Here is a 24156-nt window from a genome sequence, read left to right as displayed (position 1 = left end):
CTTCAGGGGAGCAAGCATGGCGGATGAAGACCGGACCGAAGAGCAGCGCAAGTCCTACCGGCCCATCGACGCAGAGGGCTTCCGGGCCGAGATTGGCCGGAACTGGGGACCGGTGGATCGGACGGTGGTGCTGCCCGAAGGTCTGGCCGAGGCGGCCGCCGAACACCGGCGGAAGTTGAGTACGGCGTTGCCGGGCCGGCGGATCGCGCTCGCTGCCGGGCGGGCTCCGGTCCGGTCGAACGACACCGACTTCCGGTTCCGGGCGGACAGCGATTTCGTCTGGCTGACCGGGTGCCAGGCCGAGGGTGCCGTGCTGGTGCTCTCCGCCGACGGCGACACCACGCTCTACCTGCGCGAGACGGCCGGGCCGGACGAGGCCGACTACTTCGCGAACGCCCGTGACGGTGAGTTGTGGGTCGGTCCGGTGCCGGGGCTGAAGGACTGGTCCGAGGCGTTGCAGATCGCCTGCCGCCCGATCGAGGAGCTGCCGTCCGCGGTACGGGGTGCCGTGCCGTTCATGCTGACGACGCCGGATGTCGAGCCGATGCTCGACGCGCTGGTCCGGACGTCGGCCGCGGACGGCGGAGTCCTGCGGCAGACCCTCGCCGAGTTGCGCCGGATCAAGGACGACTGGGAGCTCGACCAGTTGCGCGAGGCGGTCGACGCGAGTGTGCAGGGCTTCGCGGATGTGGCGCGCGAGTTGCCGGAGGCGATCCGGGGCGGCGGCGAACGCTGGCTGGAGGGCACCTTCGACCGACGCGCCCGTACGGCGGGGAACGGCGTCGGGTACGCCTCGATCGTTGCCGCGGGCCCCCATGCGCCGGTGCTGCACTGGGTCCGGAACGACGGCGCCGTCCGCGAAGGCGACGTGATCCTGCTGGACGCGGGTGTCGAGACCCGGACGCTCTACACGGCCGACGTCACCCGCACGTTCCCGGCGACCGGCGAGTTCACAGTGGCCCAGCGACAGGTGTACGACCTGGTCCACAAGGCTCACCTGGCCGCGCTCGAAGTGGTCCGCCCCGGCTCGCCGTACCGGGCCTTCCAGTACGAGGCGATGCGCGTGCTGGTCGAGGGACTCCGCGACTGGGGTGTGCTCGACGTGTCCCTGGACGAGGCGCTCGGGCCGGACGGCCAGCAGCACCGCCGGTACGTCGTGTGCGGGCTCGGCCACTTCATCGGGCTGGACGTGCACGACTGCGACGCGGCCCGGCCGGAGACGTACTTCGCCGCGGATCTGGAGGTCGGGATGGCGCTGGCCGTCGAGCCGGGGCTGTACTTCCACCCGCACGACGAGACCGTGCCGCCGGAGTTGCGCGGGGTCGGGATCCGGATCGAGGACAACGTCGTCGTGCACGCCGACCGGCTGGAGATCCTGACCGAATCGCTGCCGATCACGCCGGACGGACTCGAGCAGTGGGTGCAGTCGCACCGGCACGCTGGGTAGTGAATCAATCACTTAAAAAAACCTGGTCACAAGCAGTAACACTCGCCGGTCGTCACACGATGTATCGAGCGGGGAGGGTCCAACTCGGGCCGGCGCGTGGTAGTGGGGGGCCGCGTACCACGCGCCGGCCGAGTGGGTCACTTGGGTCTGGGGAAACCCAGTGGTTTGAGTTGCACGGGGGAAGTTCCATGAATCTGAAGGTGCGAATCGTGCATTGCGGGTGCGCCGGCGGTCGGCACTGGTACGCCGATATCGACGACGTGGACGATCCGCAGCCGGACGACCCGTTCTGGTACGTCGACGGTTGCGAATCCCAGGCCAGGGCGCTCGAAGTCGCCTGTGGCGAACTGCTGGTCCTGTCCAGCAAGGTCTACCGAGGGGACTATCTGCCCAGGGTGCTCGAGTCCGTCTGACCGGGCGAGCACTCCCGCGCGGTCCGGCGCGGGGTGGGCGAAGGTGGGGCCCCACCGCCATCAGGCGATGGGGCCCTCCTCGGTACTACGTGTCGGTCAGCCGCGGGTCAGGGTGACGCCGTAGTAGTTCGCGGCGTCGACGACCGGCTGGTAGAAGGAGTACGAGCCGGTGGCGTTACCGCCCTGGTTGAAGCCGCAGTCGTGCCCGTCGTTCGGGCCGCCGGACGTCATGCCCTGGGCGATCGTGCCGGAGATGTAGGCGCCGCCGGAGTCGCCGCCCTCGGTGCAGACGGTCGACCGGGCCAGCCCGCTGGTCCGGGTGATGCTGCCGCCGGCGCCGCCGTAGTTGACGGTCAGGTTGTACTGCGTGATCGTGCCGCAGGTCCAGCCGGTGGTGTTCCCCGCCTTGCAGATGGTCGAGCCGACCGGCGCCTTGGAGGAACCGGTGATCGTCGTGGTGCTGCCGTTGCGGTTGTCGATGTAGCCGCGGCCGACGTCCTCGGCGTCGATGTCCATCAGGCCCATGTCGACACTGCGCCGGCCGGTCTGGAACCGGGTCGCGATGCCCTTGCCGATATGGGTTCCGGCCGCATTCAGGACGTCCGGGAGGCCCTCGACGCAGTGGCCGGCGGTGAGCAGCACATTGTTGCCGTCGCTGGTGGTGCCCGGGTAGCCGAGCGAGCACCAGGTGCCGGGCACGACGTCCATGATCTGGCCGCCGATGACGTCCGCGGTCATCGCCAGGGTGGCCGAGTTGGTGGACACGCCGACCCCGGGGATCGCCTTCAGTTGGTTGACCAGGGCAACGGTCTTGGCGGACTGTTTGCCGGGCTGCAGGACGACCTGCAGACGGTCGGTCGGCAGGTCCGCGCCGATGCTCTGGACCTGGGCCGAACCGGACCTGTCGGCCAGCGCCTGCACCTGGGCCTGCAGTTTCGCGAGCGCCTTCTCGCCGCGGGCCACGGTCCGCGGGGTCAGGCCGTGTTCGCGGGCGACCTCGGCGGCCTTGGCGGAGTGCACGTTGACGACCAGCCGGCGGGACGCGTCGAAGAACGCGCCGTCCAGGTTGGCGGTGCCGGCCTTGGCGGTCTCGAGTGCGTCCGCCTTGCTGTGTTCGGCGTCCAGGCGGACCTTGGCCTCGGCCGGGGAGACACCCCAGCTCTTGCCGAGGACGTCGTACACCCCGGGGGTGGGGACGGGAGCGCCGGTCGCGGTCGGCATCGGCGCCAGGGCGGCGGCGCCGAGTCCGAGTACGAGAGCGGCACCTGCGATGGATCTACTGGGGCGGTAAGACCCCTGTCCGGGGCGGTGGGGTGGGCGTAGATAGGACACAGTCACATCCGGTCTCTTCTGGTGGCCTGCCTCAAAGGCCACGGTGGGAGAAGCGTTCGCGCTACGGACGATGACCACAAGTGAACGGAGGGTGATGGTTGGGTGCGACCGCTCCCGTCAAGGGAAAGCATTCGAGACGCAGGCGATCACCCTCGGTCGGCGAGCACTCGACCGAGGGTGATCATTCGTTTCAGCCGACCGGCGCGATCGCGGGACAGGAGGTGCCTCGCCGGGGGACGGTCAGCGACACCAGGTAGGCGTCGACCGCGGCCTGCATGCACGGGCTGGTCGTGTAGTTGCCGTGGCCCCAGCCCTGATAGGTGACCAGTACGCCGGACCGGCCGAGCTGCCGGGCCACGTTGGTGGCCCAGTTGTAGCCCGCCGCGGGGTCGTGGACGCTGTTGACCAGCAGGAGCGGCCGGTCGAGGCCGCGGACCTTCAGTCGGTCCTGCGGGTTGTCCACTTTCGTCGGCGAACCAAGGCAGGTGCTGACGGCCAGCAACGCACCGGGGTACTTCATCTCCGGGTACTTCCAGGCCAGCCGGTCCAGCTCGGCGGCGTACTGCTGATAGTTGCGGATCGGGAGCTTCCAGTCCTGGCAGAAGACCGCGAACGGGTTGGACCGCAGCCCGGTCGGCGTCGGCGGCTTGGTGACGATCGGCGGCTCGCTCTGCTCGAGCTTTTGCAGGTTCGTGGCCAGCATGCGCCAGTCGGGGTTGTAGAAGCCGCGGAACGCCGAGTAGGTCAGGGTGAACGGTGTCAGCGCCGCCTGCGGGTTCTGTGGATCGGGGAGTTCGCCGCGGCCCGCCCGGTCGAGCAGGTCGGCCCAGAGTCCGCGGATGTCCCGGCCGTGCAGGACGCACTCGGTGCTGCCGTCGCACCACTTCACGAACTCGTCGAACGAGTCCTGGGCCGACTCGGCCTGGGTGTCGATGAAGGTCCTCGGACCGAGGCTGTGGTCGACGACGCTCTCCAACACGATCGCGCGGACCTTGCGCGGGAACACCTCGGCGTACTGCTCGCCCAGCAGCGTGCCGTACGAGCTGCCGTGGAAGGTGAGCTGCTGTTCGCCGAGCGCCTGCCGGATCGCATCGACGTCGTGCACGGTCTGCCCGGTGTCGATGTGGTCGTACACGGGTCCGGTGTTGGCGCGGCAGTCGTCGGACAGTTCGCGGTTGTAGCGCAGGGTCCGGTCGAACTCGGCCTGGCTGGTGACCAACGGCGACGGCTGTTTCGCGAGCAGGGCGGCCGAGCACTTCACCGGATTGCTGGCACCGATACCGCGCGGGTCGAGGCTGACGATGTCGAACTTGTCCTGCAGGTTCGCGCTGAACCGGCTCATCCCGGTCTTGATCCGGGAGACACCGGAGTCGCCCGGTCCGCCGGGGCCGAAGACGAGGACCCCGATGCGTTCGCCCGGCATCTTGGCCTGGCGGCGCGCGATGGCGAGACCGAAGGTGGGACCGGCCGGGTTCTTCCAGTCGACGGGCACCTGCAGCGTCGCGCACTCCGAGCCCGCGACGATCTCCGGCTTCTCCTTGCCCACGGCAACACAGGGGGACCACGCCACGGCCGGTGCGCTCCAGGTGGTGGCGGTGGTGGTCGGGCCCGGGGCGGCGGTCGCCGGTACTGCGACGCCGGCCAGGGTGACGCCCAGGACCACTCCCCACGTGGTGGTCCGCAGGCGTCGTACTCGGGTGCTCACGCGAAGGATCTCCTGTCTGAGAGGCAATGCCCCCGATCCTTCGGCAACCGCTGTCCGACGGGCATCAGGTGTGACCCGGGCCCGAACCCCCGATCGCTTTGGGGGACTTGTTAGGGTCACAGTCCTGTTGACGTCCTCCCCGCCCTTGAAGGACGGGGATTCCAGCCACTACGCGGAGGTAGCGGGTTGAGGTTCACGCTTCGGCGAGACCCGTGGTGGTGTCTCTCGGCGTGCGCTGACGGCCCGTCCGGCCGCGATGTTCACTGCCGCGTTCAGATCCGCATTCGCCCGGTGTCCGCAGGCTGCGCACCGGAACACCGCTTGGCTCTCGCGATTCTCCGGTGCGCAGTGCCCACAAACGCTACAGGTCTGCGACGTGTACGCAGGTTTCACTCTCTTGACCCGTCCGGCGGCCTTGTGCTCCAGGCGCTGGACGAGCAGTCCCCACCCGTTGGCGAGGATGCCGCGGTTGAGTCCGGCTTTGGCCCGGCGACGGTTCGGCAGGTACCTCCCTGGTCGTCCGGGGTCGGGTTTGGGCTTGGGTCGCCGGGTCATCTGGGGGATCCGCAGGTCCTCGACGCGGATCACGTCGAACCGTCGGGCGAGGTCGGTGCTGGTCTTCTCCACCCAGTCCTTGCGCCGGTCGGCGGCCCGGGCGTGGAGCTTGGCGATCGCGGCCTTCACCCGCCGACGACGCTTGGAGCCGCGCCGGCAGCGGGCCAGGCGACGTTGCAGCTGCTTGAGCCGTGCCTGCTCGCGGTCCGTCAGCCCGGGGCAGGTCAGGAGTTCCCCGGTGGACAGGGCCGCCGAGACGGTGACGCCGCGGTCCACCCCGACGACCTCCCCAGTGCCGGGTGCGGGGATCGGCTCCGGGATGGCGGCGAAGGCGATGTGCCAGCGACCGATTCGGTCGCGGGTGACGCGGTACGACTTCGCGTCGGGAACGGGTCGGGAGAGCCGGAACCGGACTCGGCCGACCTTCGGCACGTTCACCACGGCCCACTTCCGGTTCCGCCTGACGATCCGGGACGCCTGCTGGCCGACGATCCGGAATCCCTCGTGCCGCCCGGCCTTGCGCCAGGTCGGCCGCTGGTGGGTGCCTGCGTAGAAGTTCGTGACGGCCTGGTGGAAGTCGCGCAGCGCCTGTTGTTGCACGGTCTGCGATCCGGCCCGCAGCCAGTCGGACGCGGCCCTGGCCTCGGTCAGTTGCCGGGCCTGCTCCACGTACCCGGGTGTCGCGCCCTTGTCGGGGGTCCACATGGACCATTGCTCGAGAGCCAGGTTGTACACGTACCGGGCCTGCCTGCACTGTTCCAGCAACGCGGCCTGCTGCGTGGGAGTCGGGTACAGCCGGTATCGGGACATGCCACGAATCCAATCAGCCGGGACCGACAGTCCCCGATCCCCGAAGGGAGACAGTCGCGGTCCTCCTCTCAAGGACGGGGTTCCCCCGCGACCATTTCTGATGACCGAGACCGCCGCAGTAGTCGAAGCCCCGGCCGGATCCAGGCATGCGACCTGGTTCCGCATCGTCGCCATCGCCGAAGCCGTGTCCTGGACCGGCCTGCTGATCGGCATGCTGTTCAAGTACGTGCTGTCCGACAACGAGATCGGGGTGCAGATCTTCGGCCCGATCCACGGCGGCATCTTCATCGCCTACGTGCTCACCGTGGCCGTGGTCCGCAAGCCGCTGCGCTGGACCTGGCCGACCACGTTGCTGGCCCTGGCCGCGAGCATCCCGCCCCTGTTCACCTGGTTCTTCGAGCTCTGGGCGAACCGCACCAACCGGCTCGGCTAACGGCCGCATCCCTTGCAGGGCTTGCGGGTCCGCAGGTAGTACCCGTACGCCGCGGCCGCGAGCCCGAGACCCCAGACGAAGTACGACGGGACCGCCACCCAGAAGAAGCTGTCGGGCAGTCCCATGTCGCCGTAGACCGCCTTGCCCTGCACGGCCGCCACGATCATCTGGATCAGGCCGACCCCGAAGTACGCCGTGATCCCGGCGCCTAGTCCGGCCCCTGGGAGCAGCAGCATCCAGCGCGGGAAGACGTTGCCGAGACGGAGGACCAGGAGAAGCGGCAGCGCGATACCAGCGAGCAGGAAGCCGACCTCGAACAGGACCACGGCCAACCCAGCGTCGTACGGCATGGCGTCGAAGCCGACCACGGCCTGCGCGGCAAGTCGGGCGAGGCATCCCGCGACAGCCAGCAAAGCGCCCGCCATTGCCCAACCTGGCGTTGAGTTGACGCGAGCCCGTCCGGTGCAGCGCAGGCAGCTCGGATCGAGTCGGCGTTGTCGAGCCAATGCGGTCCCGGCCAGCAACGCGGCACCGGCGAGCGCACCGAAGCGGCTGAGCATGCCGAACAGATCGAAGGGGATCCCCAGACCGGGCAGCACCCCACCGACCACGTCCAGCAACGCGAACCCCGACACGGCGACCCAGCCCGCGGCCAACGCCCACAACAATCCGATCAGCACCCGCGAACGCGGCCACCGCGCCAGCGCGACGACTCCGGCCACGCTCAAGACGCAACCGGCCACCGAGATCCAATCGGGAATCAGCAGGTCACGACCTGGAAGCTTCCAGTCCGGCGCATGCCCCGCGGCGAACCACAGACGCACCCCGCCGTACGCCGCGGCCCAGCCGACGGCGAGACGGGGCGCCCACTCCATCCACCGTGGGGCAACCTGTCCGACGTTCGCCGTCCGCACGATCGTTGTCATGTGGACAGCCTTGTCCGCAAGGCAGGTCCGGCGGATCACTCGCGGGAGGGAACGGCCTCCATCGCCGGATTGACGCGCGCGCCCGGTCCGCCGTACGGTCGCGGCGTCCGACACAACAGCACAGCAGCCGCATGAACCCGTGCGGGAGAGACCCGGGCCTGACCCGGGCGCCGTAGGAGCAACTCTCCCCAAGAATCTCTCAGGCACCTTCACCGTACGGGCGAGGCACCTCTGGAAGGCCGCACGCCTGACAGAGCGGGGAGGCACCAATCGGTCAACGACGACCGGAAGGGTTCCCTCCACATGGCGATCAGCGTTTTCGATCTGTTCAGCATCGGGATCGGCCCGTCGAGCTCCCACACCGTGGGCCCGATGCGAGCCGCCCGCACCTTCGCCCTCGGCCTCGCCGGCGACGGTCTGATCACCAGTACTACGGCCGTCGAGTCCCAGTTGTTCGGTTCACTCGGCGCGACCGGGCACGGTCACGGCAGCAACAAGGCGGTCCTGCTCGGTCTCGAAGGCGAGGACCCGGAGACCGTCGACACCCGCGCGGTCGACGCCCGGGTGGAAGGGATTCGGTCCGCCGGCCGGCTCCAGCTCGCCGGCGAGCACGAGATCGCGTTCGACGAGAACACCCAGCTGGTGATGCATCGGCGCAAGACGTTGCCGTACCACCCGAACGGGATGACCTTCCGGGCCCTGGATGCGGCCGGCGAGGTGCTGCGCGAGCGGACGTACTACTCGGTCGGCGGTGGGTTCGTGGTCGACGAGAAGGCCGCGGCCGGGGACCGGATCGTGCCGGACCGGACTCCGTTGAAGTACCCGTTCCTGTCCGGTGCCGAGCTGCTCGACCGATGCCGTGAGGCGCAGTTGCCGATCAGCGAGGTGATGCTGGCGAACGAGCTGGCCTGGCGGACCGAGTCCGAGATCCACGAAGGTCTGCTGCACATCTGGCAGGTGATGCAGGACTGCGTGCAGGAGGGGTGCGAAACCGAGGGCGTGCTGCCGGGTGGGTTGAAGGTGCCGCGCCGGGCGTACTCGTTGCACCAGAAGCTCATCCGCGATCCGTGGTCGACGGATCCGCTCAAGGTGATGGACTGGGTCAACCTGTTCGCGCTCGCGGTGAACGAGCAGAACGCGTCCGGCGGCCGGATCGTCACCGCGCCGACGAACGGTGCCGCCGGCATCATTCCTGCGGTGCTGCACTACTACCGGCGATTCGTGCCCGGGGCAACGGATGACGGCTCTGTCCGGTTCCTGCTGGCGGCCGGCGCGATCGGCGTTCTCTACAAGGAGAACGCGTCCATCTCCGGCGCCGAGGTCGGTTGCCAGGGCGAGGTCGGGTCGGCCTGCTCGATGGCGGCGGCCGGGCTGTGCGAGGTGCTCGGCGGGACCCCGGAACAGGTGGAGAACGCGGCCGAGATCGCGATGGAGCACAACCTCGGGCTGACCTGCGACCCGGTCCGCGGGCTGGTCCAGATCCCGTGTATCGAGCGGAACGCGATGGCGTCGGTGAAGGCGATCAACGCGGCCCGGATGGCGATGCACGGCGACGGCGTCCACGTGGTCACGCTGGACAAGGTGATCAAGACGATGCGCGAGACCGGCGCGGACATGAAGGTCAAGTACAAGGAGACGTCACGCGGTGGCCTGGCCGTCAACGTGATCGAGTGCTGACGGATCCTCGACGTGCGCGTTGTGCCCGAGCCCGGGCAGCGTGATCACCCGATCGTGCAGTTCGGCGAGCTCGGCGTCGGTGTTCATCGGGTCGAGTTCGCCTCGCGCGAGTACTACGTCCGCCTTGGCGTCGCGGATCAGGCGGGACATGTTCGGCGCGCCAACTCCGAACGCTCTTGGGTCGAGGGCCAGCCGCCAGCGACCGTCCTCTTGTTTGAGTCCGTGGTCGACGGTATCGCTTTGCGGGTCGATGAGGTCCTGCAGCCCGGAGATGCGCAGGTACCGCGCGGCCGCGTCGTCGCGGGTGTCGAAGTACGTGACCGGTTTGGCGGCCAACGCGGCGGCCTTCGCCAGGTCGTCGTCGGACCAGGTCACCTTCACGCCCAACGCGATCACCCGATCCACCTGTACGCCGTACCGGCCGCCGGCGAGTTCGAGTGCGATGACCCCGCCGAGTGAGTGGCCGACGATCGTGAGCCGGTCGGGCAGGGTTCCGGCCAGGGTTTTGGCCAGGGCGGCGGCGATCGACTCGAAGGAGTAGGCGGGGAGTGGTTCGGCGGTGCCGTGGCCGGGGAGGTCGGGGGCGATCACGTCCTCGCGCTGCCAGCCGTCCCACACCCGGTTGGTCGCTCCGAGGCCATGCAGCAACAAGGTCGTCATCGCAGCAGATTGGCACAGCCCGACCCCGGTCGCTCGCTCGGCTGGCGAGCCGCTCATCACTCATCGCATCGGCGGCGTCGCACCCTGCTGACGGCCTGTGGGGCGAATTGGTGAATATCGTTCCAAGGACTGTTTGAAACAGCTCGGTTCGCGCTACTGTCCACGACTTGTGAGGCTGTTCTCCGAGGAAAAACAGGCAGAACACCGCCGGCCCTGGCTGAGGAGCGAGAAGGGCCGCCGGATCGCGGTGTTCATCGCCGTGCCGTTGGGTGCCTATGCCGTGCTGGCCGTTGTCGGCTTGCTCGGCGGACCGACGCTGCCGCTGATCCCGCTGCCCGATCGGGGTGGCGCCGAGGTGATCAGCCCGGTCGCCGGACCGCCGCCGTCCCGCTCCACCGACCGGGTCTACCCGCCCATCCCGGCCGAGACCCCGCTCCCGTCGACGACGCTCCCGACCTCCACGCCGACCGACGAGCCGACCGGCCAACCGACCGGCGACCCGTCGGGCCCGGTCACGGTCGGCTCCGCCGATCGCCCGACGCGAGCCGACGACCGCCGTACGGTCGTCAGTTCGACCCCTGTGCCGGCCGACGAGCGAACCGTTCCGCCGACTGCTCAGCCGACCAGAACCCCGCCGAGCACAACGCAGCCCACCAGGCCGACGACCACGACCACCACCCAGCCGCCCACCACCCCGTGGACGCCATCACCCACCCCCACCCAGCCAACGGGCGACCCCGATCACCAGGACCCAACCCTCGGCGACGTCCTCCGCGCACTACTGGGCGGCCTGACCCCGTAGCTCGCACATGTATCACCATTGAGCCATTTCCAACCTGATGGTGCAGGTCAGTGGCGTGGTGAAGGTCAGTAGCCGAGTCAGGGGCCAACTCGACCCCAGGCCGGCAGGCCCTGCTCGCCCTGGCCCACCTGCGCAACGGCGACACCCTCACCCGCCTGCACCAGGCGATGACCACCGACCCTGGTGATGAGTTGTCGCGCCCGCACCCGTCATACCTACGACGGGACACGACGAGGCGGAAGGATGACGTGATGAGTGCGGACACGTGGCTGGAGGAGCTGGGCGTGAGCGGTCTGGGCGAGGTCGACGAGCCGGCGTTCTCGGGGCTGGCGGAGCGGCACCGGCGGGAGTTGCACGTGCACTGCTACCGGATGCTCGGGTCGTTCGAGGACGCCGAGGACACCGTGCAGGAGACCTTCCTCCGTGCCTGGCGGCGGCGGGAGACCTTCGAGGGGCGGTCGACGTTCCGGGCCTGGCTGTACCGGATCGCCACCAACGCCTGCCTGGACCTGCTCGCCAAGTGCCGCCCGGAGCCCGCGACCGGCGGCGAGGTGCTGTGGCTGCAGCCCTACCCGGACCGGCTGCTCGACGAGCTGCCCGCGGGCGACGCGGACGAGCCGGAGACCGTCGCCGTCGCGCGGGAGACGATCGAGCTCGCGTACGTGGTCGCCGTCCAGCATCTCGCGCCGCGCCCGCGAGCCGTGCTGATCCTGCGGGACGTGCTCGGCTGGCCGGCGAAGGACGTCGCCGAGCTCCTCGGGGACTCCGTCAACTCCGTGAACAGCGCGCTGCAGCGGGCCCGCGCTGGCATGCGGGAGCACCTGCCGGCCGAGCGGCAGGACTGGACCGGCGGCGAGGATGACGCCGCGACGCGCGACCTGGTGCGCCGCTTCACCGACGCCAGTGTGGCCACGGACATCGGCAGGCTCGCCGCCATGCTGCGGGACGACGTCCGCTGCTCGATGCCGCCCACGCCAGGTCTGTACGTCGGGCGCGACGCGGTGGTGAACAGCTGGGTCGAGGACGGGTTCGAGGGCATGACGGGCCTGCGCGGCGTCCTCACCTCCGCCAACCGGCAGCCGGCCGTCGCCTTCTACCTCTGGCAGCAGCGGGAGGGCGCGTACCTGCCGCTGACGATCGACGTCCTGCGCGTCACCGGCGGGGCGATCACCGAGATCATCACGTTCCACGCCGACCAGTTCCCGCGATTCGGGCTGCCGGAGCGCCTGCCGGCGGACGGCACATGAGCAGCATGAATGACACCGGGGTCGTCGCGGGCCCGGCATCGGGCCAGACCAGCCACACCCACCGACTCCGGGGGCTCGCCGGCACCGGCCTCGTTGCCACGCTCGCAGCGATGGTGGCCACCACCCTCGCCGCTGCGCTTGCCCAGGCCGTTGGCGTCGACTTCGAGGTCCCCGATGGTGGCGAGACGATCCCGTTGTCCGGGTTCGCCGTGGTGACCGGCTTCTTCTCGGTCGTGGGCATCGTCATTGCCGTCGCTCTTCGTCGTTGGAGCGCTCGCCCCGCCAAGCGATTCGTGTGGACGGCAGTGTCGCTGACCGCGATCTCGTTGGTCCCGCCCCTCCTCTCCGGGGCAAACACCGCCACCACCACCGCCCTCCTCGGGCTACACCTCGTCGCTGCGACGGTGATGATCCCCACCCTGGCGCGGAGCCTCCGCACCCGGACCGATTGATGATCCGCATCGGGACAACGCGTGGAGCGGCGCGGCGGCTTGAAGGTCCGCTCCCGCAAGCCAAGCCGTGACTTCCCGTCAGTAGGCGTCTACCTCGCTGGTCGAGGCGTTGCCCAGGAAGGTGGGCTGGAGGTCGATCTGCCAGCCTTCGTTGCGGTTGAAGCCCTGGTCGAACTTCTGGAAGGAGCAGTCGGAGGAGAACTGGCGGCGCTTCGGGTTCCAGTCGGTGCCGCCCTTGAAGTAGATGTGGTACTTGCCGCCGATCCGGTTCACGGTGGCGGTCTTCTTCGCCTGCACGTACATCATCACGTGCGGTGTCCTGGGCGGCTTGCCGTCGGTGACGATCGAGACTGCGACGTCCTTGTCGGTGCCGTTCTTCACCTGCAGGCGACCGAGGCCGCGGGAGCCGGAACGGACCAGGATGTCGCCGTTCGACGGGCGCTGGTCGGCCGGTTCGGGGCCGACGTCCGGCAGCGTCGTACCGAATCGCAGGCCGAACCTGCGCAGTGCCGTGATCGCGGCGGCCAGGTCGGCTTTGAGCTTCCGCTGCACAGCCTGGGACGTGTAGACGACCCCACCGCACTTCGCGTCGCCTTCGATGCCGTCGGTGGCGGACAGCGCGGCCGACGCAGCCCGCAAGCGGGCTTGCAGAGTCTTGTTTGCCGGGATCACATTGGCCTGCAGCCGGAGCTGGCCGACCGCGAACGACTCCTCGCTCAGGGTGCTGGTGAGGGCTCCCACCGCCTGGTTCAGGTTCTCGCCGCTCTTCGCCGAGGTCAGCAGCGCGACGTCGGCGGCGATCTTGCGATCCAGATCGCTCAGGACAGCCTGGTACTGCGCTCCGGTCAGCGGGCCGGTCGTCGTGGGCGGAGGTGAAGCCGACGTGGTGGTGGTTGACGCAGTCGGCGTGGTCTGAGTCGGCGTGGTCGACGACTGCGTGGTCGATGGTGCGGCGTCGTCGCCCGAACCGCCGCAACCGGTCGCAAGACCGATCACGGCCAGGCTGACGGTGAAAGACAGGATCTTGCGCAAAGTAACCCCCCAGGTCATGAGAATCCCCTTGCCGCAAGCCTATGCGGCAAGGGGATCCTCAGCGACTCATCCTCCGCCTGTCGTCAGCGTCGAAAGCGCAACGCTTCCTCAGCCTCAGCAGCGGTTTCTCAGCCGAAGGACGGCTTCTCAGCCGAAGGTGCGGGCCGGGCAGCCGATCACCTTGACGGTCACGGGTCCGTCGGTGGTGACATTCAGCTCGGCGTCGCAGTCGACCTTGGCCTGCTGCGGGGCGATCGTCACCGTGCGGATGTTCTGCGCGGTGATGTCGAGCCGGTTCTGCACCGGTGCGCTGACGGGCGCGGGCTTGGTCCGGTGTTCGGTCGTGAAGAGGTTGATCGGAACCGTCGACCCGGTCGCTGTCCCGACCCCGGTGACGACCGGTGCGGCTGCCGCGTCCTTCAGCCCGAACCCGTGCGACTTCACGTCGATGGTGCCGAGCTCACCCGTCCGGTTCTGGATGTCGCTGAGCCAGTACGCGTGATCCCCGACCAGCCCGGACTCAGGATCGTCCATCGCGGGGTTCCGTACGTAGGTCACGTGGAACAGATCGCGCACCCCACGCATGTCGCCAAGCCAGTCGGTCAGCACCTTCCAGGTCGCGTTGGCACACATCACCACGTGATCCGACGAAGCGCCGAGCCAGCTGTCGAACTTGAAGTCGTACTGCCCACCCGCGATGTACGCCGTGGCCCGTTCGCGCGGGATGTTGTAGGGGATGTAGTTGTCGGGCAGACCGGCCCACTCCAGCACCGGCTGGTTCCGCCGGGACGGGAGCAACGGGGTCAGCCGGGATCCCGGTTCGTGCTGGGTCGCTGTGTCCACCGGCAACGTGTCGGCGATGCCGTTGATGCCTGGGAACGACGGCGCCATGTTCAGCCCGTCGCAGATGAACGCCTTGCTGAACACGTCCGGGAACTGCAGCGACAACTTGTTCGCGCCGTACGCGCCACTGGAGAAACCACTCATCACGGTGCGCGCCGAATCCAGTCCGATGGAACGCCGCGCATCGGCGATCACCTCGAACACCGATGTGCCGGAACGGCCGTAGTACCAGTTGTCGTTGCCGCGACCGTCGACGGAGATCACCACGGTCGGAGCCGACGTGCGGTTCGCGACCTGGTGGAAGAGGTCCCTGTCACCAGCAGGGAGCAGCTCGAGTGTGCCGGGGTCGCCGACCTGGTCGTTGGCGCTCTGCGCGTAACCGGGCGTCCAGATCATGCTGGCGTAACCGTTCGCCGGTTTGGGCAGGGCCGGGACGTAGGCGACGTACCGCTGCAGCCGGCCGGGCAGGTCCGAAACACAGTCGTCCCGGCAGATCCAGCCGAACTGGACGCTCGGTGTGCCCTCGCCGATGGTCGTGGCGCCGTTCTGCTGGGTGAAGGATCCGAGCGGCGGCTGGCCCGGGTCGGTCGGCAGCCGACGGCCTTGCCGCACTTCGCTGTGCGACGCGTAGAGCCGGTTCATGTAACCGGAGGTGGGCACGCCCTCGGGGTTGCCGGTCAGCTCGTCGTTGGTCTTCTGCTGGAGCTTGGCGAAGTCGACGGTCGCCGCGAACCGGCTGATGTCGCCGCTCGCCAGCGTGGTCTTCTGCAGGTCGTTCCGCCACGGCGAGTTGAACGGTTCCTCGTGCCGGAAGGCGACATCGAAGTACGCCGACGGCCGTAGTCCCGCGGTCAGGGCGCCGCCCGGGGTATCGGCATCTGCGATTGCCTGGGGCAACAGGAACTTGTTGGTCGCGCGGTTCCAGAGCCCCGTCGCCGCTGCCACCCGGACGCTTCGGGTGCCGGGGTCGAAGGCGCTGTGCGGGACGCGGACCTCGACCTGACGGCGTTCGACGTCGACCGTCACCGCGGGGGTCGCGGGGAGGGTCGCGCCGGTCGCCCCGTCGATCACGTCGGCGGTGCTTCCGTGCACGGTGACGAACTTCTCGCCGCGCAGCTTGGTGTTCGCGCCGTGTGGCGCCTCGCGTGGCAGCAGGGAGTTGCCCAGGGCAATGGTCGTGCCGACCAGTTCCGGGTCGATCATCGTGTTGTAGGTGATCCGGAACGCCGTCGCGTCGGCGAGCGGCTTGACCCGTACTTCGACCAGGTCCGCCGCGTTCGCGCGGTACACCGGGTTGGTCGGATACGTGTACGCGAACGTCAGCGAGTGTTCCGGCCAGTTGGTCTTGATCAGTTGCGCGCCCTGGTCGTCGTACACACATCCCTGGTGCACGTACTCGCCGGCGCGGTAGGCGCTGGTGTGGCAGATCATCGTGGGTTTCGCCTGCCAGATGCCGGTGTTCTGCAACTGGGGTGCGTCCGGCGCCGGTGCGTTCAGTACGGCGGGTCCGGCGGCAACCGGGACGGCCGCGACGGCGGGATCGACCGGGGCGGTGGGGTGGGGAAGGAATCCAATACCGCCTGAGGCGGGTTGGGCGAGCCAGGCGAGTAGGCCGCCGGCCGCCAGCAGGGCAAGGGTCGAATGGACAGGTCTCATCGGCTGTGCCTCCAGAGAGCACGTGGTCGAGTCAGCCGCACGTGCGACCGGGGCCGGCGAGCGCACGAGCGTTACGAGCCTCTGGATTGAACGCCATTTGTACGCCGCTCGTCAAGAATCTGACACATTAAAGCGCGGCGAGTCGGTTTGGCTGAGTGGTCAGGCAACCCGCTCGGCGCTCGCGGTGACCTCGCTGAAGAACCGGTCGGCGGGTTCCTTCAATGCCTCGTGGGCCTGCAGGAACAGCTCGTGCGCCTCGCGGCCGTGCCAGCCCGCCGGCAGCAGTTCCTCAGGCAGATCGGGATCGCGGAACGGGAACATCCGGTAGTCGTGCACGAGTTGCATCCGCTCGACGAGCGCCTGCTGGGCCGGCACACTCCCGGCCCGATAGGCCTTCATCCGCGGCCGGTACGAGCGGAGCAGCTCGGCGTAGTCGGCGTCGAGCGAGCCGAGATCCCAGCAGCGCGCGGCCATCTCGCGGTCGCGGGACAGGCCGGATGACGAACACTGCAACAGGTCCAGCTGGATTGCGGGCTGGTCCGCGAAATGCTCCTGCACCTCGGTCAGCCGGTCGTGCGGGCTCACCCAGGTCGACGATGCCAGCGGGCCGAAACCCAGCCAGGCGAGCTCCTTGCGGAGTTCCTCGCGAAGCGCGCGTTCGCTCTCCGGAACGGAGTAGATCACCATCGACCACTGCCGGTTCCACGGGTCGCGGGAGCGTTCGAAGATCCTGGTCCGGCCTTCGTCGAGGAGTCGCCAGCTGCGATCGTTCAGCGCGTAGACCGTCTCCCGCCCGTCCCGTCGGGTGTCGAACCAGCCCTCCCGGCGCAACCGGGCCATCACCACGCGGACGGTGCTCTCGCCGATGTCGAAGCAGTCCAGCAGTGCGGTGAGGGTGCGCAACCGCACCTCGCCGCCGCGGTAGCGGATGTAGTCGCCGAAGAGGTCGAAGACGATCGACCGTGGCTTCATGGCGTCTCCTCGGATTCGGTCCCAGCGGGTCGGCGTGCTCATTTTCGCATCACACCGGCCTCGCGGACGTCATGTGGGTGACGCTGGTCCCTGGCTGACAACGTCGGCCTCCTCCACGGTAGGGGTTTTCCCGGCCTCTGATAACAGCTTACATGTGTCAAACTCTTGACGGTCGTCGCGGTTTAGTCCTAGCTTCTGTGACATCCACGTTTCGCCCGGCAGGAATCGAGGGCCCAGATGTCCAGTCCGTCCAATGCCACCACCGGCGCCCGTACCGGCCTGTGGGTGGTGGCCATCTGTTTTGTCACGATCGTCTTCGACGGTTACGACCTGATCGTGTACGGCGCAGTGGTGCCGTCGTTGCTGCAGTACCCTGAATGGGACCTCACTCCCGGTCAGGCCGGTGCGATCGGCAGTTATGCGCTGACCGGGATGGTGATCGGGACGTTGTGCGTCGGCGCGCTCACCGACATCGTCGGGCGGCGCAAGATCATGGTTGCCAGCATCATCTGGTTCTCACTCGCGATGGGAGCGACCGCGATGGCGCCGAGTGCCGAGGTGTTCGGCATCCTCCGGTTCGTCACCGGTCTCGGCCTCGGCGGTGTGGTCCCGACGGCGATCGCCCTCACCGTCGAGTACGCGCCGCCACACCGCCGGAACTTCAACAACGCGCTGATGTTCTCCGGGTTCTCGCTCGGCGGCGTGCTGGCCGCGGTGCTGGCGATCAACCTGGTCCCGACCAACGGCTTCCGGATCATGTTCTGGATCGGGATGGCGCCGCTCGTCCTCGTACTGCCGCTCGCCCTGAAGTTCCTGCCCGAGTCGGTGAGCTTCCTGCAGGCTCGTGGCCGGCATGACGAAGCCGCGACACTGGCCGCGAAGTACGGCGTACGGCCTGAACCGGTCGCGCTGGAGAAGAGCAGCAAATGGAGTGCGTTGGCCCTGCTTTTCGGCAAGAACCACCTGGCCGCGACGATTCTGTTCGGGGTGGCGAGCTTCTTCGGCCTGTTGCTCGTCTATGGCCTGAACACCTGGCTGCCGCAGATCATGCGTCAGGCCGGCTATCCGTTGGGGTCGTCGCTGAGGTTCCTCCTGGTGCTGAACGTCGGCGCGATCGTCGGTGCCCTGGTGGCGTCGACGGTGGCCGACCGGATCGGCTCCAAGGTCGTCACCACCACGGCCTTCGCGTTGGCCGCGGTGTCGATCTACCTGCTCAGCGCCAGCCCGGCTGCGTTCGCTCTGTATCTGCTGATCGCGGTCGCCGGTCTCGGTACAGTCGGAACGCAGATCCTGGTCAACGGATATGTCGCGACGCACTACCCGGCGAGCAGTCGTGCCACCGCCCTCGGCTGGTCGCTGGGGGTCGGCCGGCTCGGCGCGATCGTCGGTCCGCTGTTCGGTGGCTGGGTGCTCGACTCCGAACTCAGTCTCGACTGGAACTTCTACGGCTTCGCAGTCCCCGCCGTCCTCGGTGCCCTGGTGATCGCAGCGGTGCCCCGGACCAACCGTGAACCACGCCCCGAGCCCGTTCTGGGTACCACTCCCCAGACGACCCAAGCCTGAGCCTCCAGATCACCCAAGCCTGACGAAGGATCGACATGACGATGAGGATCGCCTGTGTAGGTGGCGGACCCGGCGGCCTGTTCCTCGCCACTCTGGTGAAGGCGGGGAACCCGTCGGCCGAGGTGACCGTGTTCGAACGGAATCGTGCGGACGACACTTTCGGCTTCGGCGTGGTCTTCTCGGACGCCACGCTGGCCGCCATCCACGCGGCGGACCCCGTGGTCCGGGACGCGCTGAGCGAGCACGGCATGCACTGGGACGCGATCGAGGTCCGGCTCAAGGGTGAGCGGTATCGCTGCGGCGGCAACGGGATGGCGGCGATAGCCCGCAAGACGTTGCTTGGGGTGTTGCAGGAGCGCGCTTCACAAGTCGGAGTGGACTTGCGATTCGAAAGCGAGGTCGAGCTCGACGATCTGCGGGACTACGACCTGGTGGTCGCCGCAGACGGCGCGAACTCGCGGATCCGGGAGCGGCTGGCGGGCGCGCTCGGACCGAGTGCGGAGACCGCCACGGCGAAGTTCATCTGGTTCGGTACGACGTACGCGTTCGACGGGCTCACCTTCGTCCACGAGCGCGGGCCGGACGGGGTGTTCGCGGTGCACGGGTATCCGATCAGCCCTGACGTGAGCACGTTCATCGTGGAGACGGACCAGAACTCATGGCGGGCGGCCCGGCTGGACGAATTCGATGTGGCCCAGCCGCCGGGGCCGAGCGACCTGAAGTCGAAGGAGTACCTGGAGAAGCTGTTCGCCGAGCAGATCGACGGGCATCCCCTGCTGGTGAACAACTCGCGCTGGGGAAACTTCCGGACCAGACGGACCGGGAGTTGGTCCGCCGGCAACGTCGTCCTGCTCGGGGATGCCGCCCACACCGCGCACTTCTCGGTCGGCTCGGGGACGAAGATGGCGATGGAGGATGCGGTCGCGTTGGCCGCCGCATTGGTTGCTCATCCGGACGATCTCGGTGCCGCGCTCACGGCGTACGAGGAATCGGCGCGGCCTTCGGTGGAGAAGATCCAGGGGTCGGCGCGGCCGAGTCTGTCCTGGTGGGAGCACTTCGGTCGGTACCACGACACGTTGGAGCCTTGGCAGTTCGCGTTTCACTTCCTGACCCGGAGTATCAGCGGCGGGAAGCTGGCGCGGCGCGATCCCGGGTTTGTCGAGCGGACTCGTGCCGCGTGGGTTGCCGCGGAGGGGAGTGGGCCGTTGCGCACGCCGTTCCGGTTCGGTGGGGTTGCGGTGCCGGGGCGGCTGGTGCAGGTGTCGCTGACTGACGACGGTGCGGTAGTTGGCGGGGTTCCGCTGGTTGCCGAGCCGCGGGAGGGGATGGGCGCGCGGTCGTGGGGTCTGTGGTTGGAGGCACCTCAGACCGAAGCGGAGTTGCCTGGTGCGTTGGCGTCGCTGAACGCGGGTGTGACGGCTGGTCCCGCTCTGGTTGGCGTCCATGGTGGGTCGCGGCTGACGCGCACGTTGCTGGCGGAGGAGGCGCGGCTCGCGACCGGTACGTCGGCGCTGGTGATCGACGACGATCTCGACCTCGACCAGGCCGAAACCCTGGTCCTGTCCGGCCGCGCCGATCTGGTGGGGCGGACCGGCGGTCTGTCCGGTGGCGCCGACCTGGATGGGCGGAGCGGATGACGGGTCTCGAGGCGCAGCGCGGATTTGGTGGGGTGGAGCGGATGACGGGTCTCGGTGGGTTGTTTGCGCCGCGGGGGATTGCGGTGATCGGGGCGTCGCGGAATCCGGTGAAGCTCGGGTCGGTGATGGCCCGCTCGCTCTCGTCGTACGGCGGGCCGCTCGCGCTGGTGAACTCGCGCGATCCCGGGATGCATGGGTCCGTGGCGGAGGCGGTCGACGTACTTGGTGCGCCGATCGACCTTGCCGTGGTGTGCGTGCCGGCGCCGGCCTGTGCGGATGCGGTCGCCGAGGCAGCCAAGGCCGGGGCGACTGCAGCGTTGGTTTGCGCGGGTGGATTCGCCGAGTCCGGTCATGAGGATCACCAACAGGCATTGGCCGATGTGGTCGAGCGGTACGGCATCCGGCTGCTCGGACCGAACACGTCTGGCTTCCTGGTTCCAAAAAGCAAGCTGACTGCAAGTTTCGTACCGAGTGCTGCCCAGGTGCCTGCCGGTGGGGTCGCGGTCGTCGCGGCCAGTGGGGGCGTCAACCATGCGGTGTCGTTCCTGCTCGCCGAAGCCGGGTACGGCGTGAGTATCGCGGTCGGCCTCGGCAACAGCGTCGACCTCGGTACCGCGGAGATCTTGGATCACCTGCTGGATCACGCGGACACGACGGCGGTCGCGCTGCACGTCGAGTCGGTCGCCGATGGTTCGCGGCTGGCTGATTCGGTAGCGCGGTTGTCCGTACGAATCCCGGTGGTCGCACTGGTTGTCGGCCGCAACGATGTGGGCGACTTCGCCCGCTCCCACACCGGTTCGCTCGCGACCTCCTGGCGAACGACCCGTGGGGTGCTGCGGCAGGCGGGTGCCGTACTGGTCGATGACGAGCGTCAACTGGTCGACGCCGTCGGGGCGCTGTCGACCGTACGGCTGCCTCCGTCCGCGGATCCTGGCGTGGGGATCGTGACCGCTCAGGCAGGACCTGGTCTGCTGCTTCTGGATCGGTTGCGCGATGGCGAGATCCGGATTCCCATGCTGGCCGGGTCGACGCGGGAGCGCTTGGGTGAACTGCTTCCGCCGATGACGTACCAGGAGAATCCGGTCGACACGGGGCGTCCGGGGCCCGAGTTCGGCGACGTGGTCGGGGCGGTGGCTGCGGACGAGTCGGTGGAGTTGGTTGCCGTCTATGCGTTGACCGAGCCCGACAACCTCGATCTGGTGAGCGAACTCTCCCGAGTCGGCGACACGGGTCCTACTGTGGTCGGCGTGGGCGGTTCCAGCGAGGACGTCGCCGTGGTCCGGGCCGGACTTCGCGACCGCGGCTACGCGGTCGGCACCAGCCCGGCCGCGGTAGCCAACGCCGTCCGCGCCCTCGTAGACGACGCCCGCACCGCGCACCGCGGTACCCAAGGCGACGTCCACGCCCTGGCGGATGACGCCCGCACCGCGCACCGCCGTACCCAAGGCGACGTCCACGCCCTGGCGGAAGACGCCCGCACCGCTCACCGGCGTACCTATGTGCCCGGCGAGCCGGAGGCGGCGGGGGCGGAGGCCCGGGCGGGGTTGGAAGACGCCCGCACCGCGCACCGCCTTCCCCAAGCCCCCAACGACCCGCAGCCGGCGGTGCCGCAGGACCCCGCGCGGGGTCTGGTGGGTGGGCCGTGGGATGAGGATGAGGCGAAGGGTGTGCTCGACGGGCTCGGGATTCGTACTCCTGCTCGGGTGCGGTGCGAGTCCATTGATGCGGCGTTCGACGCGTTGGTGGAGTTTGGTGGTCCGGTTGCAGTGAAGTTGCTGGATGCAAGCGTGCTGCACAAGACGGAGATCGGTGGAGTTCACCTGGGGATCCAGAGCCGGGACGAACTGGCCGACGCGTTGGAGCAGCTCGAGCGAGCGGGCGCCCAACGGTTCCTGATGGAGGCGATGGCGGCACCCGGCGTCGACCTCATCGTCGGCGCGCGGCGCGATCCGGTCTTCGGGCCGGTGGTGCTCGTCGGACTGGGTGGTGCGGCGGCCGAGGCGCTGGCCGACGTCGCGGTTCGCGCCGTACCACTGTCGATGGCCGAAGCGGAGTCGATGCCGGACGAACTGCTCGGGCGGGCGCTGCTCGACGGCTGGCGCAACGGTCCCGTGCTCGACCGCTCCGAGCTTGCCCGCATGGTACGTGCGCTCGGTCAGGTGCTGATCGATACCCCGAACGTTGACGAGATCGAGATCAACCCCCTGCGGCTGACCCGCGACGGACTCGTCGCCCTGGACGCCGTGATCACCGCCAACGATGCCCACGACCGGGCCTCCGGTCGGGAGGAGATGTGATGGTCACCCCGATCGCCGATGGCGTCGTGCCCTGGCCCGCCGAGTACGCCGAGCGCTACGTCGCGGCCGGCTACTGGGAGGGCCGGAGTCTGCCGCACCACATCTGGCAGCAGGCCGACCGGACCCCCGACAAGGTCGCGCTGGTCGATGGCGACCTCCGGCTCACCTACGCCGAACTCGTGGCGCGCGCGGACACGGCCGCGACCCGGCTGGTCGAGCTCGGCCTGCGGGCGGACGACCGGATCGTCGTGCAACTGCCGAACGGGTGGGAGTTCGTCGTCCTCACGCTGGCGTGTCTCCGCGCCGGGATCGTGCCGGTGATGGCGCTGCCGGGGCATCGGCATCACGAGCTCTCCTACCTGACCGAACACGCCGAGGCGGCCGCCATCGCCGTACCGGACGAACTGCGCGGCTTCGACCATCAGGAACTCGCCCACCGGCTGGTCGGCGAGGTCCCCACGCTGCAGCACGCTCTTGTTTCCGGACCAAACTTGCAAAAAGCAAGCGTCGACCTACGGGCACTTTGCTCGGGTGGTTCGGGTGGGAGTGACCGGGGGCGGTGGGATGCGGTTGAGCCGGACAGTCGGAGTGTGGCGGTGTTCTTGTTGTCCGGTGGGACGACGGGGTTGCCGAAGCTGATCGCGCGGACGCATGACGACTACACGTACAACGCCAAGCGCAGCGGCGAGGCGTCCGGTATGGACGAGGACACCGTCTACCTGGTGACGCTGCCTGCCGGGCACAACTTCCCGCTCGCATGTCCCGGGCTGCTCGGCGCACTCCTCGTGGGCGGCCGCGTCGTGATGCTGCCCAGTCCCGAACCCGAGCGGGCGTTCCGGACGATCGCCGAGGAAGGCGTCACGCACACCGCAGTCGTCCCCGCCGTCGCACAACGCTGGCTCGACTCATACGACGAAGGCCGATGGGACCTGTCGTCGCTGCGAGTGCTGCAGGTCGGCGGTGCCAGGCTCGCGGACGAGGTCGCGCGGAAGATCAAGCCGGTACTCGGTTGCACGTTGCAACAGGTGTTCGGGATGGCCGAGGGGCTGCTCAACTACACCCGGCTGGACGACCCGGACGAGATCATCGTCACCACCCAGGGCCGCCCGATGTGCCCGGACGACGAGGTCGTGGTGGTCGACCCGCTCGGTCGCCCGGTGCCGCCCGGCGAACCCGGATCACTGCTCACCCGCGGGCCGTACACCCCGCGCGGCTACTACAAAGCCGAGCAGCAGAACGCCCGGGCGTTCACCGCGGACGGCTGGTACCGCAGCGGTGACATCTGCCGATTGGTTGCTGGTGGCAACCTGATCGTCGAGGGCCGGGACAAGGACATGATCAACCGCGGCGGCGAGAAGATCTCCGCCGAGGAGGTCGAGAACCTCACCTACATGCTCGACGGCGTCCAGCAGGTCGCCGCGATCGCGATGCCGGATCCGGGCCTGGGCGAACGCGTCTGCCTGTATGTCGTACCGCGGCCCGGCGCCGACGTCACACTGGCCGACGTCCGCCAGTCGATGGAGAACAAGGGCGTGGCCGCGTACAAGTTGCCCGAACGACTGGTGATCTGTGCCGAGCTGCCGACCACCAAGGTCGGCAAGATCGACAAGTCGGCGCTGCGGACGGACATCGCGGCCCGGCTTGAGGAGGAACGCGTACCGATCGACAGGTAGTGTCCGGGCCGCGGGACGGTGGTT

At 68.7% G+C, this 24156-nt stretch carries 19 protein-coding genes and 1 riboswitch; of the genes, 11 read left to right on the top strand and 8 right to left on the bottom strand.

Translation table 11 applies throughout. The features are described from left to right. Positions 1 to 16: 16 nt before the first annotated feature. Both EV643_RS00650 and EV643_RS00645 read left to right on the top strand, forming a co-directional pair. On the top strand, positions 17 to 1447 hold the full coding sequence (locus EV643_RS00650) for an aminopeptidase P family protein (protein WP_133797950.1): 1431 nt from the start codon (positions 17 to 19) through the stop codon (positions 1445 to 1447). A 188-nt stretch (positions 1448 to 1635) separates the two neighbouring features. After that, positions 1636 to 1860 carry a hypothetical protein gene (locus EV643_RS00645; protein ID WP_133797949.1) on the top strand — a complete coding sequence of 75 codons (225 nt, stop codon included), beginning with the start codon at positions 1636 to 1638 and terminating at the stop codon, positions 1858 to 1860. A 96-nt stretch (positions 1861 to 1956) separates the two neighbouring features. On the opposite strand, the gene EV643_RS00640 is transcribed toward EV643_RS00645, so the two are convergent. The 3 genes from EV643_RS00640 to EV643_RS00630 all read right to left on the bottom strand — a co-directional run bounded on the left by EV643_RS00640 (position 1957) and on the right by EV643_RS00630 (position 6262). Continuing rightward, positions 1957 to 3198 (bottom strand): S1 family peptidase, encoded by a 1242-nt coding sequence (locus EV643_RS00640; RefSeq protein WP_238165261.1) that lies wholly within the window; start codon positions 3196 to 3198, stop codon positions 1957 to 1959. Between the two features lie 184 nt (positions 3199 to 3382). Continuing rightward, positions 3383 to 4897: an alpha/beta hydrolase gene (locus EV643_RS00635; protein WP_238165260.1), complete on the bottom strand. Its 1515-nt coding sequence runs from the start codon at positions 4895 to 4897 to the stop codon at positions 3383 to 3385. 168 nt (positions 4898 to 5065) lie between these two features. Further along, positions 5066 to 6262 carry an RNA-guided endonuclease InsQ/TnpB family protein gene (locus tag EV643_RS00630; protein WP_133797948.1) on the bottom strand — a complete coding sequence of 399 codons (1197 nt, stop codon included), beginning with the start codon at positions 6260 to 6262 and terminating at the stop codon, positions 5066 to 5068. Between the two features lie 100 nt (positions 6263 to 6362). Here EV643_RS00630 and EV643_RS00625 point away from each other — a divergent pair, with 100 nt between their 5' ends. Further along, positions 6363 to 6695, top strand: a complete 333-nt coding sequence (locus EV643_RS00625) for a DUF3817 domain-containing protein (protein WP_133797947.1) — start codon at positions 6363 to 6365, stop codon at positions 6693 to 6695. Here EV643_RS00625 and EV643_RS00620 read toward each other — a convergent pair. Continuing rightward, the gene (locus tag EV643_RS00620; RefSeq protein WP_133797946.1) at positions 6692 to 7621 is read right to left on the bottom strand and encodes a hypothetical protein; all 930 of its coding nucleotides are present in this window, start codon (positions 7619 to 7621) and stop codon (positions 6692 to 6694) included. The genes EV643_RS00625 and EV643_RS00620 overlap by 4 nt on opposite strands. A gap of 132 nt (positions 7622 to 7753) precedes the next feature. Then, a riboswitch (glycine riboswitch) is annotated at positions 7754 to 7846 on the top strand. A 78-nt stretch (positions 7847 to 7924) separates the two neighbouring features. Between EV643_RS00620 and EV643_RS00615 the strand changes: the two genes are divergently transcribed. Continuing rightward, positions 7925 to 9298 carry an L-serine ammonia-lyase gene (locus EV643_RS00615; protein WP_133797945.1) on the top strand — a complete coding sequence of 458 codons (1374 nt, stop codon included), beginning with the start codon at positions 7925 to 7927 and terminating at the stop codon, positions 9296 to 9298. Here EV643_RS00615 and EV643_RS00610 read toward each other — a convergent pair. Next, positions 9260 to 9958, bottom strand: coding sequence for an alpha/beta fold hydrolase (locus EV643_RS00610; RefSeq protein ID WP_133797944.1), 699 nt, complete (start codon positions 9956 to 9958; stop codon positions 9260 to 9262). The two genes, EV643_RS00615 and EV643_RS00610, sit on opposite strands and share 39 nt — an antisense overlap. Before the next feature lie 169 nt (positions 9959 to 10127). Between EV643_RS00610 and EV643_RS00605 the strand changes: the two genes are divergently transcribed. The 3 genes from EV643_RS00605 (at position 10128) to EV643_RS00595 (ending at position 12459) form a co-directional block, all read left to right on the top strand. Then, positions 10128 to 10760 (top strand): hypothetical protein, encoded by a 633-nt coding sequence (locus tag EV643_RS00605; protein ID WP_133797943.1) that lies wholly within the window; start codon positions 10128 to 10130, stop codon positions 10758 to 10760. 251 nt (positions 10761 to 11011) lie between these two features. Beyond that, on the top strand, positions 11012 to 12007 hold the full coding sequence (locus EV643_RS00600) for an RNA polymerase subunit sigma-70 (protein WP_133797942.1): 996 nt from the start codon (positions 11012 to 11014) through the stop codon (positions 12005 to 12007). Beyond that, a complete protein-coding gene (locus EV643_RS00595; RefSeq protein ID WP_133797941.1) occupies positions 12004 to 12459 on the top strand; it encodes a DUF6069 family protein in 456 nt (151 codons plus the stop codon). Before EV643_RS00600 ends, EV643_RS00595 begins: the two co-directional genes overlap by 4 nt. 78 nt (positions 12460 to 12537) lie before the next feature. Here the strand turns inward: EV643_RS00595 and EV643_RS00590 are convergent, their stop codons facing one another. From EV643_RS00590 to EV643_RS00580, 3 genes are all read right to left on the bottom strand, one after another. Further along, positions 12538 to 13509, bottom strand: coding sequence for a hypothetical protein (locus tag EV643_RS00590; protein WP_238165259.1), 972 nt, complete (start codon positions 13507 to 13509; stop codon positions 12538 to 12540). Positions 13510 to 13638: 129 nt separating this feature from the next. Next, positions 13639 to 15990, bottom strand: coding sequence for a DOMON domain-containing protein (locus tag EV643_RS00585; RefSeq protein WP_133797940.1), 2352 nt, complete (start codon positions 15988 to 15990; stop codon positions 13639 to 13641). A 159-nt stretch (positions 15991 to 16149) separates the two neighbouring features. Further along, positions 16150 to 16962, bottom strand: coding sequence for a PaaX family transcriptional regulator (locus tag EV643_RS00580; protein WP_133797939.1), 813 nt, complete (start codon positions 16960 to 16962; stop codon positions 16150 to 16152). A gap of 237 nt (positions 16963 to 17199) precedes the next feature. Here EV643_RS00580 and EV643_RS00575 point away from each other — a divergent pair, with 237 nt between their 5' ends. The 4 genes from EV643_RS00575 to EV643_RS00555 are packed head-to-tail and all read left to right on the top strand — an operon-like array spanning position 17200 to position 24132. After that, positions 17200 to 18525: an MFS transporter gene (locus tag EV643_RS00575; protein ID WP_202869337.1), complete on the top strand. Its 1326-nt coding sequence runs from the start codon at positions 17200 to 17202 to the stop codon at positions 18523 to 18525. A 35-nt stretch (positions 18526 to 18560) separates the two neighbouring features. Beyond that, positions 18561 to 20162, top strand: coding sequence for an FAD-dependent monooxygenase (locus EV643_RS00570; protein WP_202869336.1), 1602 nt, complete (start codon positions 18561 to 18563; stop codon positions 20160 to 20162). Continuing rightward, complete coding sequence (locus EV643_RS44620) at positions 20159 to 22459, top strand: acetate--CoA ligase family protein (RefSeq protein WP_202869335.1); 2301 nt, start codon at positions 20159 to 20161, stop codon at positions 22457 to 22459. The genes EV643_RS00570 and EV643_RS44620 overlap by 4 nt, the downstream gene beginning before the upstream one ends. Further along, positions 22459 to 24132, top strand: a complete 1674-nt coding sequence (locus tag EV643_RS00555) for a (2,3-dihydroxybenzoyl)adenylate synthase (RefSeq protein WP_133797938.1) — start codon at positions 22459 to 22461, stop codon at positions 24130 to 24132. Before EV643_RS44620 ends, EV643_RS00555 begins: the two co-directional genes overlap by 1 nt. Positions 24133 to 24156: the final 24 nt, after the last annotated feature.

Source organism: Kribbella caucasensis, from assembly GCF_004361855.1.
Lineage (GTDB): Bacteria > Actinomycetota > Actinomycetes > Propionibacteriales > Kribbellaceae > Kribbella > Kribbella caucasensis.
This window is presented reverse-complemented; position numbering and strand designations above follow the sequence as displayed.

Bases quoted from the DNA above. Each gene is read 5' to 3' on its own strand.
- EV643_RS00620 (WP_133797946.1), bottom strand. From the start codon at position 7,621: ATGACAACGATCGTGCGGACGGCGAACGTCGGACAGGTTGCCCCACGG.
- EV643_RS00570 (WP_202869336.1), top strand. From the start codon at position 18,561: ATGACGATGAGGATCGCCTGTGTAGGTGGCGGACCCGGCGGCCTGTTC.
- EV643_RS00575 (WP_202869337.1), top strand. From the start codon at position 17,200: ATGTCCAGTCCGTCCAATGCCACCACCGGCGCCCGTACCGGCCTGTGG.
- EV643_RS00590 (WP_238165259.1), bottom strand. From the start codon at position 13,509: ATGACCTGGGGGGTTACTTTGCGCAAGATCCTGTCTTTCACCGTCAGC.
- EV643_RS00595 (WP_133797941.1), top strand. From the start codon at position 12,004: ATGAGCAGCATGAATGACACCGGGGTCGTCGCGGGCCCGGCATCGGGC.
- EV643_RS00625 (WP_133797947.1), top strand. From the start codon at position 6,363: ATGACCGAGACCGCCGCAGTAGTCGAAGCCCCGGCCGGATCCAGGCAT.
- EV643_RS00630 (WP_133797948.1), bottom strand. From the start codon at position 6,262: ATGTCCCGATACCGGCTGTACCCGACTCCCACGCAGCAGGCCGCGTTG.
- EV643_RS44620 (WP_202869335.1), top strand. From the start codon at position 20,159: ATGACGGGTCTCGAGGCGCAGCGCGGATTTGGTGGGGTGGAGCGGATG.
- EV643_RS00615 (WP_133797945.1), top strand. From the start codon at position 7,925: ATGGCGATCAGCGTTTTCGATCTGTTCAGCATCGGGATCGGCCCGTCG.
- EV643_RS00555 (WP_133797938.1), top strand. From the start codon at position 22,459: ATGGTCACCCCGATCGCCGATGGCGTCGTGCCCTGGCCCGCCGAGTAC.
- EV643_RS00610 (WP_133797944.1), bottom strand. From the start codon at position 9,958: ATGACGACCTTGTTGCTGCATGGCCTCGGAGCGACCAACCGGGTGTGG.
- EV643_RS00600 (WP_133797942.1), top strand. From the start codon at position 11,012: ATGAGTGCGGACACGTGGCTGGAGGAGCTGGGCGTGAGCGGTCTGGGC.
- EV643_RS00585 (WP_133797940.1), bottom strand. From the start codon at position 15,990: ATGAGACCTGTCCATTCGACCCTTGCCCTGCTGGCGGCCGGCGGCCTA.
- EV643_RS00645 (WP_133797949.1), top strand. From the start codon at position 1,636: ATGAATCTGAAGGTGCGAATCGTGCATTGCGGGTGCGCCGGCGGTCGG.
- EV643_RS00650 (WP_133797950.1), top strand. From the start codon at position 17: ATGGCGGATGAAGACCGGACCGAAGAGCAGCGCAAGTCCTACCGGCCC.
- EV643_RS00580 (WP_133797939.1), bottom strand. From the start codon at position 16,962: ATGAAGCCACGGTCGATCGTCTTCGACCTCTTCGGCGACTACATCCGC.